Consider the following 16,267-nt stretch of genomic DNA (forward strand, 5'->3'; position numbering starts at 1 on the left):
ATTCTAGCTTTATCTGCACAGCTCAGCGATGGCCAGGGCGAAGATCTTGGCGGAGAGCAGCAGATTCTCCACGCTGGCCTGTTCGTTGGCTGAATGCATTTTGGGGTCGAAGCCGGGGAAGTCGCAGCCGAAGGCCACGCCGCCGGGGATATCGTGGACATAGGTGCCGCCGCCGATGGCGATGGGCTTGGCGTCCTTCACGCCGGTGTAAGTCTCATAGCAGCTCAGAAGGGTCTTGACCAGGGGGGAGTCCGCCGGGACCATGTGGACGGCGGTCATCTCCCCGTCGCCGGTGACGGAGATGCCGTATTTGGCCAGGCTGGCCTCGCAGGCCTTTTTGCAGGTCTCCTCGGTGGCGCACACGGGGAACCGGGCGTCAAACTTGGCGGTAAAGCCGGTCTCCGTCAGGGTCATGAGGGCCAGGTTGAGGGTCAGTTCCCCGCTCTCGGCATCGGACTGGGCGATGCCCAGGGCCCTGCCCCGGTTATCCCCGAAGGGGAACAGGGCGTGCATCCCCAGGAGGGCCTGGGTGGAGGGACAGTCGGCCAGGGGCAGCCGGGAGAGCAGTTCCAATAGGGCGGCGATGGCGTTGATGCCGTCGTCGGGGCTGGCGGCGTGGGCGTTGCGGCCGGCGCAGCGGACCGTCACGCCCTGGCCGGCGTCGGTGCAGGTGAAGCGGGCCCCGGTGGCCTCCTCCAGTCCGGGACACAGGGGGGCCACGTCGGCGGCCTTCAGCCCCAAGATCTCCGCCTGGGCCTCCGGAGGCACCACGTTGTGGCGGAAGCCGCCGGTGAGGGCCGTCACCCGGGGAAGGGCGGAAGCGGCGGCCCAGGAGGCGCCGAAGTCGGGGTGGTAGTGCCCCTTCTCGATGTTGATCACCGGGAAATCGGCGTCAGGGGTGAATGCCTGGGGGGCGTAGGGCTCCCGGGCGTAGTAATAGGCGATGTCCTCCGAGCCCGACTCCTCGTCGGTGCCCAGGATGAGCCGGACGTTCTTGCTGACGGGCAGGCCCAGGTCCCGCACAGCCTTCATTGCCAGCAGGGCGGCGCACACGGGGCCCTTGTCGTCGCTGACCCCCCGGCCGTAGAGCATCCCGTCCTTCTCCACGCAGGTGTAGGGGTCGGTGTCCCAGCCGGTGCCCTCCCCCACCACGTCCAGATGTCCCAGGATGTGGAGCTGGGTGGGCTTGTCGTTCAGGTCGGCCAGGCCCACATAGTGGTCGTAGTCCCGGGTGGCGAAGCCCAGCTCTGAGCAGAGCTTCAAGGCCTCGTCCAGGGCGGCCCGGGGGCCGGGGCCGAAGGGGGCGCCGGGGGCGGGCGCTTCCCGCACGCTCTTCACCCCCACCAGCCGGGACACGGCGGCCACCAGCTCGGCCCGGCGGGCGGGATCGTCAAAATAGGCGCTGATCTGCTCCTTGTACATCCTGTCACTCTTTCCGGGCGGTGGCCTTCTCCTCGGCCAGCTCCCCTAAATATTTGTATACGGTGTAGCGGGACACCTTGAGCCGGGAGGCCACGAAGGGCACCGACTTGCGGAAGGAAAAGGCGTTTTTCTGGTCCATCAGGGCCACCAGCTTCATCCGCTCCCGCTTGTTCAGCTCGTCGATGGGCTTGCCCAGGGAGGCCAGGCACTCCTCGAAGATCTGGCTGAGCTGGCCCTCCCCGCCGGTCCACAGGGCGCTTTGCAGGTCCGCGTCGGCGCTCATGAGGCCCACCAGGGTCCGGTTGGCATAGGCCAGGGAGGTAAAGTCGAAGTCGATCCCCAGGGCCAGATTGAAGCCCTCCCCCATGAGATGGAAGGTGGAGGATTTGATCTGCTGCCCCGAGGGGGTGGTGGCAAATAAGTTGACATAATCCGTGGTAAGCTGGGTGGCATCCAGGCTCTTGTCAGAGCCCAGAATGTCCAAAGTGGAGCCCACCTCCCGGCCGGAGACCTGGCCGTTGTAGATGGACAAAATGGGGTGATTGGGATTTCCCATATCCTGCACCAGCGTCTCGCAGGAGGCGCCGAAGGTTTCGGCGATCCCCCGGGCGGTCCGGTCCAAAAATTCGAAGGCCTCCTCTTTTGTCACAGGTGTTGCCCCACCTTTCTTTTTTCCGGCAAATAAGTGAGTTTATTTTAACACCAAATAAAGGGAAAATCAAGCTGTTTTCCGCCTCTTTCCCACACCTTTGCCTTTGCGTCCGTGGTCTTCCTATGATATAATATCGGCAAACGGTGTGCGGCCGCGCCGGCACGCTAGGGTTTTGCCGGGATATTGCATGTGAAATTTCCTGCGATTGGTGCCGCGCCACAGGGGAAACGGCCGGCGGCTTTCTGCCGCCCGGGCCCCTTTCGGTTTGAACCTGTGGTTATGATAGCTGTTCTTGCCGCGGCCGCACGCAGGCCGCCATTAACGGACAAGGGAGGGGAACAAATTGGACGCGTTGGATGGACAGGCCCGCCGGGAGGCTATCCTGGCCCGGCTGGGCGGGACCCACACGCCGGTGAGCGCCGCGGCGCTGGCCAGGGAGCTGGGCGTCAGCCGTCAGATCATCGTGGGAGACGTGGCCCTCCTCCGTGCGGGAGGACACCCCATCTCGGCCACCCCCCGGGGCTACCTGACGGAGCGGGCGCCCGGAACCGCCCGCACCCTGGCCTGCGTCCATCCCCCGGAGGGGATGGGGGCGGAGCTCTACGCCATCGTGGACGCCGGCTGTGAGGTGGTGGACGTCATCGTGGAGCACCCCCTCTACGGCCAGCTCACGGGGGCCCTGCGGCTGCGCTCCCGGTATGACGTGGGCCAGTTTTTGGAACAGGTGGCCGCCAATGAGGCCCGGCCCCTGTCCGATCTGACCGACGGTATCCATCTGCACACCATCCGCGCCTTCGAGCCGGCTGCCCTGGACCGGGCGGCCCAGGCCCTCCGGGCGCTGGGGTACCTGCTGGAGGAAGGGACGGGGCCGGAGGCCCGCTGAAAACAGATCTCATTACATAGAGAAAGAAGGATGAATCAGATGCAGTATACCACTACCTACTCCTCTCCCCTGGGAGAGATGCTCCTCTCCGGGGATGGCGAACATCTGAACGGGCTGTGGTTCCTGGGCCAAAAGTATTTCGGCAGCACCCTGGAGCCGGGCCGCCAGGAGGGGGAGATCCCCGTGTTCCAGCAGGCAAAGCGCTGGCTCGACCTCTATTTCCAGGGCCTTGTTCCCGACTTTATGCCCCCTCTGGCCCCCCAGGGCTCCCCCTTCCGCCGGGAGGTCTGGGACGTGCTGGCGCAGATCCCCCGCGGAACGGTCATGACCTACGGAGAGATCGGCGCCCTCCTCGCCAAACGGCGGGGCACCGCCGCCATGTCCGCCCAGGCGGTGGGCGGGGCGGTGGGCCACAACCCCATCTCCATCCTCATCCCCTGCCACCGGGTGGTGGGGAGCAGCGGCAGTCTGACGGGCTACGCCGGGGGCCTGGACCGGAAGGTCAAGCTGCTGGAACTGGAAAAGGCCGACACGGCCCATCTTCATCTTCCCAAAAAGGGGACGGCGCTGTAAGGGACCGTACCCATAAGGACGGGCCCAGTACCTTCCCCCGGGAAGAAAATATTTCCGCCCCCCTCTTGACAAAAGGTTCATTTTCGAATAGACTAAGCTCACTTAAAAGGGAGTAGTAGCAAGTTCCGCCATCAACATCACGGCCTTACAGCCTGGTGGCGGACGCCGGCCTTCCGGTTACAAGACTTTTGAGTATGTTCTCGACCAAAGGGTGGAGCGCATACTCAAAAGTCTTTTTTGTTATCCGGTCATCGTTTGGGCCACACTACTTTCAAGAGAAAAAAGGAGCGATGTCCTATGGAGCCCAAAACCCCCTATTATCAGCGCACCGGCCGGGAATCCCTGGAGCTTCTCAGCGCCACCACCGCCGGACTCACCGCCCAGGAGGCCCGGCAACGGCTGGAAGAGCACGGCCCCAACGCCCTGGCCGAGGGGAAGAAGCAATCGGTCCTCCAGGTCTTTCTGGAGCAGTTCAAGGACCTGATGGTATTCATCCTCATGATCGCCGCCGTCATCTCCTTTTTCTCGGAAAACGCCGAGAGCACCATCGTCATCTTCGCCGTCCTCATCCTCAACGCCATCCTGGGCACCGTCCAGCACGTGAAGGCGGAAAAATCCTTGGAGAGCCTCAAGGCCATGTCCGCCCCCACGGCCAAGGTCCTGCGGGACGGCCGCCGGACCCTGGTCCCCTCGGCCCAAGTGGTCCCCGGGGACATCGTGGAGCTGGAGGCCGGGGATATGGTGGTGGCCGACGGCCGCATTCTGGAAAACTACTCCCTCAAGGTCAACGAGAGCTCTCTCACCGGCGAGAGCGAGGGGGTGGACAAGACCGCCGACGCCATCACCGGTGGGGAGGTGGCCCTGGGGGACCAGAAAAACATGGTTTTCTCCGGCTCCCTGGTGACCTACGGCCGGGCCGCTGTGGTGGTCACCGCCACCGGCATGTCCACCGAGCTGGGCCGGGTGGCCGCGCTGATGAACCAGGCCAAGGAGCGGCGCACCCCCCTCCAGATCAGCCTGGACGCCTTTAGCAAAAAGCTGGCCTTCTGCATCATGGCCATCTGCGCCGTGGTGTTCGCCATGTCCCTCTTCCACCAGGCGGCGGTGCTGGACGCCCTCATGTTCGCCGTGGCCCTGGCGGTGGCCGCAATCCCGGAGGCCCTGGGCTCCATCATCACCATCGTCCAGGCCATGGGCACCCAGAAGATGGCCAAACAGCACGCCATCATCAAGGACCTGAAGGCGGTGGAGACCCTAGGGTGCGTGTCGGTCATCTGCTCGGACAAAACGGGCACCCTGACCCTCAACCAGATGACCCCCCAGGAGCTCTACACCGACGGCAGGGTCTTCCCCGCCGACCGCATCGACCTCTCCAACGAGCCCTGCCATATCCTTCTCAAATCCGCCCTCCTGGCCAGTGACGCCACCACCGGGGCCCAGGCCGTGGGCGACCCCACCGAGATCGCCCTGGTGATGCTGGGCGACATGCTGGGGGTGGAGGAGACCGTCTACCGGGCCCAGCACCCCCGCCTGGGGGAGCTGGCCTTCGACTCCGACCGCAAGCTCATGTCCACCCTCCACGAGATTGAGGGGGTGCCTACCCTCTACACCAAGGGGGCCCTGGACGTGCTCCTTCCCCGCTGCACCCACATCCTCACCAGCCAGGGGCGGGTCCCCATGACCCAGGACCACCGGCAGGAGATCACCCGGCAGAACGCCCAGTGGTCCGACCAGGGCCTTCGGGTCCTCTCCTTCGCCTTCCGGGATCTGGACGCCGTCCGTCCCCTGGAGCTGGCCGATGAGCGGGAGTTCACCTTCCTGGGCCTCATCTCCATGATCGACCCGCCCCGGACCGAGGCCATCCAGGCCGTGGCCGACGCCAAGCGGGGCGGCATCCGCACCGTCATGATCACCGGCGACCATAAATCCACCGCCGCCGCCATCGCCCGGCAGCTGGGCATCTTCCGGGAGGGGGACGAGGCCGTGTCCGGCCCCGAGCTGGACGCCATGGACCAGTCCGAGCTGGACCGCCGCCTGGAGCACATTTCGGTATACGCCCGGGTATCTCCCGAGCATAAAATACGCATCGTAGAGGCCTGGCAGCGCAAGGGGAAGATCGTCTCCATGACCGGCGACGGCGTCAACGACGCCCCCGCCCTCAAGGCCGCCGACATCGGCGTGGCCATGGGCATCACGGGCACCGAGGTCTCCAAGGACGCCGCCTCCATGATTCTCACCGACGACAACTTCGCCACCATCGTGGGGGCGGTGGTCAATGGCCGGGGGGTCTACGCCAACATCAAAAACGCCATCAACTTCCTCCTCTCGGGCAACATGGCCGCCATCTTCTGTGTCTTTCTCACCTCCGTGCTGGGGCTGACCATGCCCTTCGCCCCGGTCCACCTGCTGTTCATCAACCTGCTTACCGACTCCCTCCCCGCCATCGCCATCGGCATGGAGCCCGCCGGCTCCGGCCTGCTGGACCAGCCCCCCCGGGACCCCAAGGAGCCCATCCTCACCCGGAACTTCATGGGGCGCATCCTCTCCTACGGCGCTCTCATCGCCGCGGCCACCCTGGGAGCCTACTTCATCGGCCTCAAGGACGGGGGTGCGGGCCTCGGTATGACCCTGGCCTTTTCCACCCTCACCCTGGCCCGTCTGTTCCACGGCTTCAGCTGCCGGGGGGAGGGCTCCATCTTTAAGCTGGGCCTTGCCACCAACCCGTACAGCCTGGGCGCCTTCGCCGTGGGCGTGGTCCTCCTGGCCTCGGTCCTCTTCATTCCCGGCCTGTCCCGCCTGTTCCAGGTCAGCCCCTTCTCCTCCCGCGAGATCGGTCTGGTGGCCTTGCTGGCCTTCCTGCCCACCCTGCTGATCCAGCTCTACAAGGTGTTTTTCCTGGATCGGAAAAAGAAAAACTCTTAAGTTCAAGCCAATTTACAGTTTATTCATAGTTCCGTCAAAGTTTGGCCGTAATTGTTTGGTATCTTAAGGATGGACACAGGAAGAGCCAAAACAAACACACATCCTCCCAAAACCATCCCTCTCCAACTCTCTGCGACAACACACACACCCAAAAAGCCCCTGGCCGTTTGGCCAGGGGCTTTTTGGGCCTTTGGGCACAAATGGGCCGCTCTTGCGTTTCCTTTGAAATCAGGGTAAAATAAGTCTCAATAAAAGGAGGTCTTTTCCATGCGGGACGGATTTATCAAGGTGGCCGCCGGCACCCCCAAGATCAAGGTGGCCGACTGCCGCTATAACGCCGAGCAGATTTTCACCCTCATGCGGGAGGCGTCCCGCCAGGGGGTCCGGGTGCTCTGCCTGCCCGAGCTGTGCCTGACGGGTTACACCTGCGGGGACTTGTTTTTGCAGGACACCCTTTTGAAGGGGGCCGACGAGGGGCTGGCCACCATCCTGGAGGCCACCAAGAGCCTGGACATGGTCACCGCCCTGGGCCTGCCGGTGCGGTGTGACAACAAATTGTATAACTGCGCCGCTTTATTGCACAAGGGAGAAATTTTGGGCCTGATCCCCAAGACCAACATCCCCAATTATGGGGAGTTTTACGAGGGGCGCTGGTTTGCCTCCGGCCTGGACCGGGACGACCGGGTCTTTCTGGCCGGCCAGTGGGTCACCATGACCACCCAGAACATCTACGCCTGTGAGGAGATGCCCGGCCTGCGCATCGGCGTGGAGATCTGCGAGGACCTGTGGGCTCCCCTGCCCCCCTCCACCCGGCTGGCCCAAGCCGGGGCCACCCTTATTCTGAACCTCTCCGCCAGCGACGAGGTGGTGGGCAAGGCGGATTTCCGCCGGGCCCTGGTCACCAGCCAGTCCGCCCGGATCATGTGCGGCTATGTCTACGCCGACGCCGGGGAGGGGGAGTCCACCACCGACCTGGTGTTTACCGGCCACGACCTCATCGCGGAAAACGGGGCCCTGCTGGCCGAGCGCCGGTTCTCCACCGGCCTCACCATCTCGGAGATCGACGTGGACAAGCTGGCCTACGAGCGCCGCCGGGTCAACACCTTCGCCGCCGGGCCGGAGGGCGGGGAGATCTGGACTTCCGACTTCTCCCTGGAGCGGGCCACCACCACCCTGACCCGCCGGATCTCCCCCACCCCCTTCGTCCCCGAGGACGCGGCGGACCGGGCCCAGCGGTGCGACGAGGTCCTGCGCATTGCCGCCCTGGGCCTCAAGCACCGGCTGGAGCACACCGGGGCCAGGACCGCCGTGGTGGGCCTGTCCGGGGGTCTGGATTCCACCCTGGCCATCCTCATCACCGGGGTGGCCATGAAGCTGCTGGACCGGCCCGCCAGCGACATCATCGCCGTCACCATGCCCTGTTTCGGCACCACCGACCGCACCCGGGACAACGCCGTGGAGCTGGCCTCCCGGCTGGGGGCCACCCTGAAGCGCATCGACATCAGCGAGGCCGTCAAGCAGCACTTCAGGGACATCGGCCAGTCCATGGAGGACCACGACGTCACCTTTGAGAACGGCCAGGCCCGGGAGCGGACCCAGGTCCTTATGGACATCGCCAACCAGACCGGGGGGCTGGTGGTGGGCACCGGCGACCTCTCCGAGCTGGCCCTGGGCTGGGCCACCTACAACGGCGACCACATGTCCATGTACGGCGTCAACGCCTCCATCCCCAAGACCCTGGTGCGCCACCTGGTCTCCTTCGTGGCCGGGGACAAGGCCGAGGAGGACGAGCGCCTCTCCGCCGTCCTCACCGATATCCTGGACACCCCCGTCTCCCCCGAGCTCCTCCCCGCAATCGAGGGGAAGATCAGCCAAAAGACGGAGGACCTGGTGGGCCCCTACGAGCTCCACGACTTCTTCCTCTATTACGCCGTCCGATGGGGCTTCTCCCCCCGGAAGGTGCTGCGGCTGGCCGAGCAGGCCTTCGGCCGGGCCTATGACCGCCCCACCCTTTTGAAGTGGCTGAAAAACTTCTACCGCCGGTTCTTCTCCCAGCAGTTCAAGCGCTCCTGCCTTCCCGACGGCCCCAAGGTGGGCTCCGTGACCCTCTCCCCCCGGGGTGACTGGCGGATGCCCTCCGACGCCTCGGCCGCCCTCTGGCTGGATGAACTGGAGGGGTTGGAGTGAATATCACCGCCGCAGGCCGCATATCTCCCGCCGCTCCTCCTCTCCCCGGCAAAGCCGTCCGGCTTTGCCGGGGAATCCACTGCCACGCGGGAAAGGCGGTGCCTGCCTCACTATGAACCTCTATCTGGATTTATTTTTGACCTTCGCCCAGATTGGCGTGTGTACCTTCGGCGGGGGCCTGGCCATGCTGCCCATCCTCCAGCGGGAGGTGGTGGGCAAAAAGGGCTGGTGCACCGACGAGGAGCTGGCCGATTACTACGCCATCGGCCAGTGCACCCCCGGCATCATCGCCGTCAACACCGCCACCTTCGTGGGCCACAAGCAGAAGGGGAACCTCGGGGGCATCGTCGCCACCCTGGGGGTGGTTTTCCCCTCGGTGGTCATCATCGTGCTCATCGCCGCCTTCCTCAGGAACTTCGCCCACATCTCCGCCGTGGCCCACGCCTTCAACGGCGTCCGGGCCGCCGTGGTGGCCCTCATCGCCTCCAGCGTCCTCAAGCTGGGCAAGTCCACCCTGGTCTCCCCCTCCGCTGTGGCGGTCTATGTGGGGGTGCTGCTCCTCTCCCTCTTCTCCTCTGAACTGGCCGCCCTGCTGCCCGCGGTGGGCTTTCTCTTCAGCCCCGTGACCTACGTGGTCCTGGCCGGGGCCTGCGGCCTCCTCATTTCAGCGGCGGGGAGGCGGAAGGGATGATCTATCTGCGCCTTTTTTATGAGTTTTTCAAGGTGGGGCTCTTCTCCGTGGGGGGCGGCCTGGCCACCATCCCCTTTCTCCAGCACCTTGGGGAGACCTCCGGCTGGTTTTCCGCCGCCGATCTGGCAGACATGATCGCCGTCAGCGAGTCCACCCCCGGCCCCATGGGGGTGAACATGTCCACCTACGTGGGCTTCACCTGCGGCGGCGTCCCCGGCGCCGTGGCGGCCGTGCTGGGGCTGGTGACCCCCTCCATTCTCGTCATCCTCATCGTGGCGGGCTTCCTGAAGCGCTTCCGCCAGAGCCGGGTGGTGGAGGGCGTCTTTTCCGGACTGCGGCCCGCCTCCACCGCCCTTATCACCTCCGCGGGGCTTTCGGTGGCCTTTATCGCCCTGATCCAGGAGATCCCGGTGGATACCGCCAGCATGAACGCCTACGTCCCCTACTGGCCCGCCATCGCCCTGGCCGCCGGGGTCTTTCTGTGCCTGCGCCTGCCCAAGCTGAGAGATCTTCACCCTATCCTCTATATCGCCCTGGCCGCCGGGGCCGGGGTCCTGTTCCAGATGTGAGCCCAGACCGCCGGCAGCGGCGGCCTTACAATATTATATTAGGAGGATCCTTCCATGAAAAAACCCTGTCAGCTCGCCCTGGCCCTGACCTGCGCCGCCGCCCTGGCGGCGGGGACGGCGGCGGCCTCCAGCGCCATCACCACCAAGACCTTGCAGGCCCAGTATATGGACATCGCCCTTCAGGTCAACGGCCAGACCGTCACCCCCGTGGATGGAAGCGGGGCCCCGGCCCAGCCCTTCGCCGTGGACGGGACCATCTATATCCCCGTCCGCACCCTGGGCGGCATCCTGGGCAAGGAGGTGGTCTGGGATGAGGAGTCCCACACCGTAATGGTAGGCCAGGCCCCCTTCGTGGAGGACGCCCTGCAGCTCATCTCCCTGACCGAGAGCGCCCACCCCGCCTTCCCCCTGGAGCTGGTGCCCCAGGGCTATGAGGAGGCCAAGGCCCAGCTCCTCGCCGTGGCGGAGGACCCCGAGACCACCCTTTACGACTTCAGCTGGGCCGCCCTGGCCTATACCGCCTCCCTCCACGACGGCCACACCAACATCAACGTGTTCGGCAACGGCCCCCAGGCCTCTCTGGAGGGACAGTGGACGGCCCAGGAAGAGGCCCTCTATTGGAATGGGCGGCCGGTGACCAGCGTGGGCGGGATCCCCGTGGCCCAGCTCTTCGCCGTAGTGGACAAGTACATCCCGGCGGAGAACGCCTCCGGGCGGGATGTGAATCATGCCGCCTGGAGCACCAATAAAAACCTCCTCCATGTGGCCGGGGCCGCTTTCACCGATGACGGCGTCGCCGTCACCGTGGAGGGGAAGGAGGAAACGGCCGCTCTGACTCTGCCCCAGGCCGTGGATTCCATGCCTCCCATCGCCGCCGGGGAACAGATGGGCGACGTCTATTACGTAGATTTGAACCAGTGCATCCTGGGGGATGAGGTGGACGCCGTTTCCGGCCAGCTGGCCCAGGCGGTCAAGAAGGGGACCCACAAGGTCATCATCGACGTCCGGGGCAACGGCGGCGGAAACTCCGAGGCCTGCTATCAGTTCTTGGAGACTTTGGGGATGGATATCCCCCTCTATGGGGAATACGTCCGCTACTCCACCCTGGCGCTGGATGAGGTCCAGGATCCCTATAAGCCCTATCCCTATGAGCGGGGCTACACCCAGACGGAGGGGGCCGAGCTCGCTGAGGCCCCTGACCTGACCACCGCCAAGGCAAACCCCGACATCGACCTGGTGGTCCTCACCGACGAGGCCACGTACAGCTCGGCCACCATGCTGGGCGTGTGGGTCCAGGACGGCGGGCTGGGCACGGTCATTGGCCGGGCCAGCGCCAACGCCCCCAGCAGCTATGGGGACATCCTCCTCTATCAGCTGGACAACACCGGTATGATGGGCACCATCTCCCACAAGCAGTGGCAGCGGCCCGACACCCAGGCCGACCCCTCCACCCTGGTGCCGGACATTGAGACCGCCCCCGGGGAGGACGCCCTGGAAACGGCCCTGGCCTTTTTGAAGGACAAATGAAAGAATAGCTTCTTCAGCTATTTTACGGCATATGGCCCTCCGGGCCATACCCTGGATTTCAGGCAGCGGCCGGGACGGCCGCATGCCGTTTTTATGGTTGAGCAGAGCTCAGCTATAAAAGAAAAGAGCCGCCGGCAGCTGCCGGCGGCTCTTCTTTTTTCCTCAATCCCCGATGTCCATGACCGTGCCCAGGAAGAGAGGGAGATTGGTATTGGTGTCGACGATCATGCAGACAAAAGGACGGTCCAGGTGGATGGTCTTGACCTCCACCGGCGCCGCGGAGCCGCATTCCATCTCCACTACGGTGACGGCCCCCGCCTTCGTGCCCTGCTCATCCACCGACAGACAGGTCCTATGGAGCACACGGCTGAGATAGAGGTTCCCCGCCTCGCTGTGTCCCAGCCCGGAAAAGTCCGCCCGGTCCGCGTCGAAGGCGTCCGTCATGCCCAGCGCCCGGAGCTGTTCGCTCAGCTCGGTCCCATACTCCAGCTCAAACTTGGGGATAGCCGCGTCTACGGTGGCCGTCCCGGCGTTTTCCAGGATCTCCACCAGCCGCTCCCCAGTAAGGGACTCCAGGTACCCGTCCATTTCCACCCCCTCGTCCGGAAGGAGGGCGGCAAAGGCGTACCGTCCCCCGGCGTAGGCCTTCAGCAGGCCGACGGCGTTTTCATCCTCCAGATAACGCCCCTCCTCCGAATACATCAGCGTTACCTTCCGCGCCTCCCCGTTCTCCGTGGTGAACAGGGCCTCCTGGGCCTGGCCTTCCACATAGGGGTTTTCCCACTTGGCGTCAAAGGCCAGGGCATTGATCAGATAGGTCACAGCGTCCCCGGGGATCTCGTCCAGGATCTTCCCGATCATGCCGTCGGTGTTCTTCCCGACCCAATCGTTGATCGCCCGGCAGGTGGTCTCGTCAAAGGGCGCCCGGTAAGCCCCCGCCTCGTACCAGTTGGCGTTGGCCTGGAGGAACTCCTCCTCCACGGTCAAACCGCCGCTGTCCCGGAACCAGATGGAGTTGGCGGCATGGAACTGGTCGGAGGGCGGGAACAAGGATGCGTAGACAGCCAGGTTCAGTTCGGTCAGGGGCAGGCCCAGCACCCCCTCCATCTGTGCCAGGGTCTCGCCTTGGGCGCCGTTGGCCGTCATGCCCAGGGCGCTGACGATGGACAGAGGGGACAGCAGGACGTTTTCCCCCTCCCCGGCGTTTTCCCGCAGAAGGGCCAGGGAAAAATCGCTGAGTCCGGCAATCTGCTCCGGCGAAGGCCCCTGTTTGGGTGGGCGCTGGCCCCCGTCCGGCCATATCCCCTTCATCAGATCCACCGCCTCCGCCGGGGCGCCGCAGCCGGAGCAGGACAAGAGCAGCGGCAGGGTCAGGGCAAGAGCAAGGATACGCTTTTTCATGCCAAGGACCTCCTTCCTTTTTCCCTTTGGACGAACCGGGCTGGGAAAGGTTCCCTTGCCAATCGGGTAAAAGGAAGGGGAGCGGCCTATGGCCGCTCCCCCTCTAAGCTGTACAGAAAATCTTACTTCTTCAGGTTGAAGAAAGCCTCCCGGCCCAGGTACTCCGCCACGCCGTCTCGTCGGGCCAAGCTGCGTATCCTTCGCCTCCGCCTGGCGGCGAAGGCTCACTCACTCTGCCGCCCCTCCTCTCCCCAACAAGGCCTTCTGGCCTTGTTGGGGCCCCGAGCTGGATGACACGAAGAAGGGGAGCGGCCTATGGCCGCTCCCCTTCTAAGCTGTACAGAAAATCTTACTTCTTCAGGTTGAAGAAAGCCTCCCGGCCCAGATACTCCGCCACGTCGTCCAGCTCCTCCTCGATGCGCAGGAGCTGGTTGTACTTGGCCACCCGGTCGGTACGGCTGGGGGCGCCGGTCTTGATCTGGCCGGCGTTCATGCCCACCACGATGTCGGCGATGGTCACGTCCTCGGTCTCGCCGGAGCGGTGGGACACGATGGTGGTGTAGCCCGCCCGGTTGGCCTTCTGGATGGTGTCCAGGGTCTCGGTGAGGGTGCCGATCTGGTTGACCTTAATGAGCACGGAGTTGGCCACGTGGAGGTCCAGGCCCTTCTGCACCCGCTGGGTGTTGGTGACGAACAGGTCGTCGCCCACCAGCTGGACCTTGTCGCCGATGGCCTTGGTGAGCATGGCCCAGCCCTCCCAGTCGTCCTCGCCCATGCCGTCCTCCAGGGAGATGATGGGATAGGTCTCGGCAAACTTCTTCCACATGTTCACGAGCTGCTGGCGGGTCAGCTTCTTGCCGGACTTGGGCTGGATATAGCACTCCTCCTCGGCGTTCCACCACTCGGAGGAGGCGGCGTCGATGGCGATCATGAAGTCCTCGCCGGGCTTGAAGCCGGCCTCGGTGATGGCCTGGACGATGACCTTCAGGGCGTCCTCGTCCTTCTTGAGGTTGGGGGCGTAGCCGCCCTCGTCGCCCACGCCGGCGGCGGGGGTGCCGTTGGCCTTCAGGGTGCCCTTGAGGGTGTGGAACACCTGGGTGCACCAGCGCAGGGCCTCCCGCCAGGAGGGGGCGCCCACGGGCATAATCATGAACTCCTGGATCTCCACGTTGTTGGTGGCGTGGGCGCCGCCGTTCAAAATGTTCATCATGGGCACGGGCAGGACCTTGGCGTTGACGCCGCCAATGTAGTTATAGAGGGACACGCCCAGGCTCTCGGCGGCGGCCTTGGCGCAGGCCATGGAGGCGCCCAGGATGGCGTTGGCCCCCAGGCGGGTCTTGTTGGTGGTGCCGTCCAGCTCGATCATGGCCTTGTCGATGGCCACCTGGTCCAGGACGTTCATGCCCACCAGGCACTCGGCGATCTCGGAGTTGACGTTCTCCACGGCCTTGAGGACGCCCTTGCCCATATAGCGGTCCTTGTCGCCGTCCCGGAGCTCGCAGGCCTCGTAGATGCCGGTGGAGGCGCCGGAGGGCACGGCGGCACGGCCTACGGTGCCGTCCTCCAGGTAGACTTCCACTTCGACGGTGGGGTTGCCCCGGGAATCCAGGATCTCGCGGCCGAGGACGTCAACGATTTCAATGATCTGCTTCATACGTGTAGTGCTCCTTTCAAAATGAGGAATTATCAACAGCGGCGGACATGGTCCGCGCCTGCGGGGAAACAGGTCAGGCCGGACCGGGTCAGGAGACGATGAGAGTCTCCCCGTCCATCTCCTGGGGCTTTTTCAGGCCCATCAGGTCCAGCATGGTGGGGGCGATGTCGGAGAGCTTGCCGTCCCGCAGCTTCACGTTGGCCCCCACGATATAGAAGGGCACCAGGTTGGTGGTGTGGGCGGTGTAGGGAGTGACCCCGTCGTCCTCCAGCATCCGGTCGGCGTTGCCGTGGTCGGCGGTGATGAGGGAGATGCCACCCATCTTGGAGGTGGCCTCCACCACCTGGCCCACGCACTCGTCCACCGTCTCCACGGCCAGGCGGGCGGCCTCGTAGACGCCGGTGTGGCCCACCATGTCGCAGTTGGCGAAGTTGAGGATGATGACGTCGTACTCCCCGCTCTCGATGCGCTTTACCGCTTCGGCGGCCACCTCACGGGCGGACATGTCGGGCTTCAAATCGTAGGTGGGCACCTTGGGGGAGGGGATGAGGGCCCGGTCCTCCCCGGGGAAGACGGTCTCCTGCCCGCCGTTGAAGAAGAAGGTGACGTGGGCGTACTTCTCCGTTTCGGCGATGCGCAGCTGGGTCAGGCCCAGGGAGCTGATATACTCTCCAAAGACGTTCTCCAGCGGCTTTTTGGGGAAGGCCACCGTCACATTGGGCATGGAGGCGTCGTACTCGGTGGTGCAGACAAACTGGACGGAAATAAAGTCCCGGGTCACGTCGGTGAAGTCGGGGTCCACGAAGCAGCGGGTGATCTCCCGGGCCCGGTCGGGGCGGAAGTTCATGAAGACGATGGAGTCCCCCGCCTTCACGCCGGGGTAGTCCCCCACCACCACGGGCACCACGAACTCGTCGGTGACGTCCTGGTCGTAGGAGGCCTGGACGGCGGCCACCGGGTCGGCGGCGGAGACGCCCTGGGCCTTGGCGATGGCGTCGTAGGCAAGCTGCACCCGGTCCCAGCGCTTGTCCCGGTCCATGGCGTAATAGCGGCCCGCCACGGTGGCGATTTTTCCCACGCCCAGCGCGGCGCACTTGTCGGCCAGCGCGGCCACGAAGTCCTTGCCGGAGGAGGGGGGCACGTCCCGGCCGTCCAGGAAAGCGTGGACGTAGACCTCAGTAAGGCCCTGAGCCTTGGCCAGCTCCAGCAGGGCGTAGATATGGGTGTTATGGCTGTGGACGCCGCCGTCGGAGAGGAGGCCGAAGACGTGGAGGGCGGTGCCCTTCTCCTTACAGGCCGCCATGGCGGCGAGGTAGGCCTCGTTCTGGAAGAAGTCCCCGTCGGCGATGGCCTTGGTGATCTTGGGCAGGTCTTGGAATACCACCCGGCCCGCGCCGATGTTGGTGTGGCCCACCTCGGAGTTGCCCATCTGCCCCTCGGGCAGGCCCACGTCCAGCCCGGAGGCGGACAGCTTACAGCCGGGGCACTCGGCAAAGACCTTGTCCAGGAAGGGCTTGCGGGCATTGGCGATGGCGTTGCCCGTGGTGTCGTCCCGCAGGCCGAACCCGTCCATGATAATGAGAGTGGTAGGTGTTTTACTCATACATTGCCTCAATTCTAAAATTTAGAAAGATGTTTGGCCTCAGTCCTGGTTCGCGGCGTTGATGATCCCCCAGAACGCAGGCGTTCCGGGGACCCCTTTGGATCAAAATCCTCGGGTGAACTGAATTCGCCCTGCGGGAATTCTCCGCTTCGCTCCGAATTCACGCACCACCCGGCGCGGGAG

General features: G+C 64.7%; 12 protein-coding genes. 7 read left to right on the plus strand and 5 right to left on the minus strand.

Going from position 1 to position 16,267, the window contains the following annotated elements; translation table 11 throughout:
* Window positions 1-9: 9 nt before the first annotated feature.
* Together AAEU42_RS13435 and AAEU42_RS13440 are read right to left on the minus strand one after the other, a co-directional pair.
* Window positions 10-1,422 (minus strand): Sapep family Mn(2+)-dependent dipeptidase, encoded by a 1,413-nt coding sequence (locus AAEU42_RS13435; protein ID WP_342234085.1) that lies wholly within the window; start codon window positions 1,420-1,422, stop codon window positions 10-12.
* A 4-nt stretch (window positions 1,423-1,426) separates the two neighbouring features.
* Window positions 1,427-2,071 carry a helix-turn-helix transcriptional regulator gene (locus tag AAEU42_RS13440; RefSeq protein WP_342234086.1) on the minus strand — a complete coding sequence of 215 codons (645 nt, stop codon included), beginning with the start codon at window positions 2,069-2,071 and terminating at the stop codon, window positions 1,427-1,429.
* A gap of 346 nt (window positions 2,072-2,417) precedes the next feature.
* Here AAEU42_RS13440 and AAEU42_RS13445 point away from each other — a divergent pair, with 346 nt between their 5' ends.
* The 7 genes from AAEU42_RS13445 (at window position 2,418) to AAEU42_RS13475 (ending at window position 11,426) form a co-directional block, all read left to right on the plus strand.
* Window positions 2,418-2,957: a transcription repressor NadR gene (locus AAEU42_RS13445; RefSeq protein WP_342234087.1), complete on the plus strand. Its 540-nt coding sequence runs from the start codon at window positions 2,418-2,420 to the stop codon at window positions 2,955-2,957.
* Window positions 2,958-2,996: 39 nt separating this feature from the next.
* The gene (locus AAEU42_RS13450) at window positions 2,997-3,530 is read left to right on the plus strand and encodes a methylated-DNA--[protein]-cysteine S-methyltransferase (protein ID WP_425288227.1); all 534 of its coding nucleotides are present in this window, start codon (window positions 2,997-2,999) and stop codon (window positions 3,528-3,530) included.
* Window positions 3,531-3,827: 297 nt separating this feature from the next.
* Window positions 3,828-6,452: a cation-translocating P-type ATPase gene (locus AAEU42_RS13455; protein ID WP_342234089.1), complete on the plus strand. Its 2,625-nt coding sequence runs from the start codon at window positions 3,828-3,830 to the stop codon at window positions 6,450-6,452.
* Window positions 6,453-6,719: 267 nt separating this feature from the next.
* Window positions 6,720-8,639: an NAD(+) synthase gene (locus AAEU42_RS13460; RefSeq protein WP_342234090.1), complete on the plus strand. Its 1,920-nt coding sequence runs from the start codon at window positions 6,720-6,722 to the stop codon at window positions 8,637-8,639.
* Between the two features lie 112 nt (window positions 8,640-8,751).
* A complete protein-coding gene (locus AAEU42_RS13465) occupies window positions 8,752-9,330 on the plus strand; it encodes a chromate transporter (protein WP_342234091.1) in 579 nt (192 codons plus the stop codon).
* Window positions 9,327-9,899: a chromate transporter gene (locus AAEU42_RS13470; RefSeq protein WP_342234092.1), complete on the plus strand. Its 573-nt coding sequence runs from the start codon at window positions 9,327-9,329 to the stop codon at window positions 9,897-9,899. The genes AAEU42_RS13465 and AAEU42_RS13470 overlap by 4 nt, the downstream gene beginning before the upstream one ends.
* A 54-nt stretch (window positions 9,900-9,953) precedes the next feature.
* Window positions 9,954-11,426 carry a S41 family peptidase gene (locus tag AAEU42_RS13475; RefSeq protein ID WP_342234093.1) on the plus strand — a complete coding sequence of 491 codons (1,473 nt, stop codon included), beginning with the start codon at window positions 9,954-9,956 and terminating at the stop codon, window positions 11,424-11,426.
* A 162-nt stretch (window positions 11,427-11,588) separates the two neighbouring features.
* Here the strand turns inward: AAEU42_RS13475 and AAEU42_RS13480 are convergent, their stop codons facing one another.
* The 3 genes from AAEU42_RS13480 to gpmI all read right to left on the minus strand — a co-directional run bounded on the left by AAEU42_RS13480 (window position 11,589) and on the right by gpmI (window position 16,084).
* Entirely contained in the window at window positions 11,589-12,827 is a 1,239-nt protein-coding gene (locus AAEU42_RS13480; protein WP_342234094.1) for a serpin family protein, read from the minus strand.
* 349 nt (window positions 12,828-13,176) lie between these two features.
* A complete protein-coding gene (gene eno / locus AAEU42_RS13485) occupies window positions 13,177-14,481 on the minus strand; it encodes a phosphopyruvate hydratase (RefSeq protein ID WP_342234095.1) in 1,305 nt (434 codons plus the stop codon).
* An 88-nt stretch (window positions 14,482-14,569) separates the two neighbouring features.
* Window positions 14,570-16,084, minus strand: a complete 1,515-nt coding sequence (gene gpmI, locus AAEU42_RS13490; RefSeq protein ID WP_342234096.1) for a 2,3-bisphosphoglycerate-independent phosphoglycerate mutase — start codon at window positions 16,082-16,084, stop codon at window positions 14,570-14,572.
* Window positions 16,085-16,267: the final 183 nt, after the last annotated feature.

This window comes from Pseudoflavonifractor phocaeensis, assembly GCF_038439875.1.
Classification (GTDB): domain Bacteria; phylum Bacillota; class Clostridia; order Oscillospirales; family Oscillospiraceae; genus Vermiculatibacterium.

What these genes read in the sequence shown, in the direction of transcription:
- AAEU42_RS13435 (WP_342234085.1), bottom strand. Translation starts at nt 1,422, where the DNA reads ATGTACAAGGAGCAGATCAGCGCCTATTTTGACGATCCCGCCCGCCGG.
- AAEU42_RS13450 (WP_425288227.1), top strand. Translation starts at nt 2,997, where the DNA reads ATGCAGTATACCACTACCTACTCCTCTCCCCTGGGAGAGATGCTCCTC.
- AAEU42_RS13455 (WP_342234089.1), top strand. Translation starts at nt 3,828, where the DNA reads ATGGAGCCCAAAACCCCCTATTATCAGCGCACCGGCCGGGAATCCCTG.
- AAEU42_RS13460 (WP_342234090.1), top strand. Translation starts at nt 6,720, where the DNA reads ATGCGGGACGGATTTATCAAGGTGGCCGCCGGCACCCCCAAGATCAAG.
- AAEU42_RS13465 (WP_342234091.1), top strand. Translation starts at nt 8,752, where the DNA reads ATGAACCTCTATCTGGATTTATTTTTGACCTTCGCCCAGATTGGCGTG.
- AAEU42_RS13470 (WP_342234092.1), top strand. Translation starts at nt 9,327, where the DNA reads ATGATCTATCTGCGCCTTTTTTATGAGTTTTTCAAGGTGGGGCTCTTC.
- AAEU42_RS13475 (WP_342234093.1), top strand. Translation starts at nt 9,954, where the DNA reads ATGAAAAAACCCTGTCAGCTCGCCCTGGCCCTGACCTGCGCCGCCGCC.
- AAEU42_RS13480 (WP_342234094.1), bottom strand. Translation starts at nt 12,827, where the DNA reads ATGAAAAAGCGTATCCTTGCTCTTGCCCTGACCCTGCCGCTGCTCTTG.
- eno (WP_342234095.1), bottom strand. Translation starts at nt 14,481, where the DNA reads ATGAAGCAGATCATTGAAATCGTTGACGTCCTCGGCCGCGAGATCCTG.
- gpmI (WP_342234096.1), bottom strand. Translation starts at nt 16,084, where the DNA reads ATGAGTAAAACACCTACCACTCTCATTATCATGGACGGGTTCGGCCTG.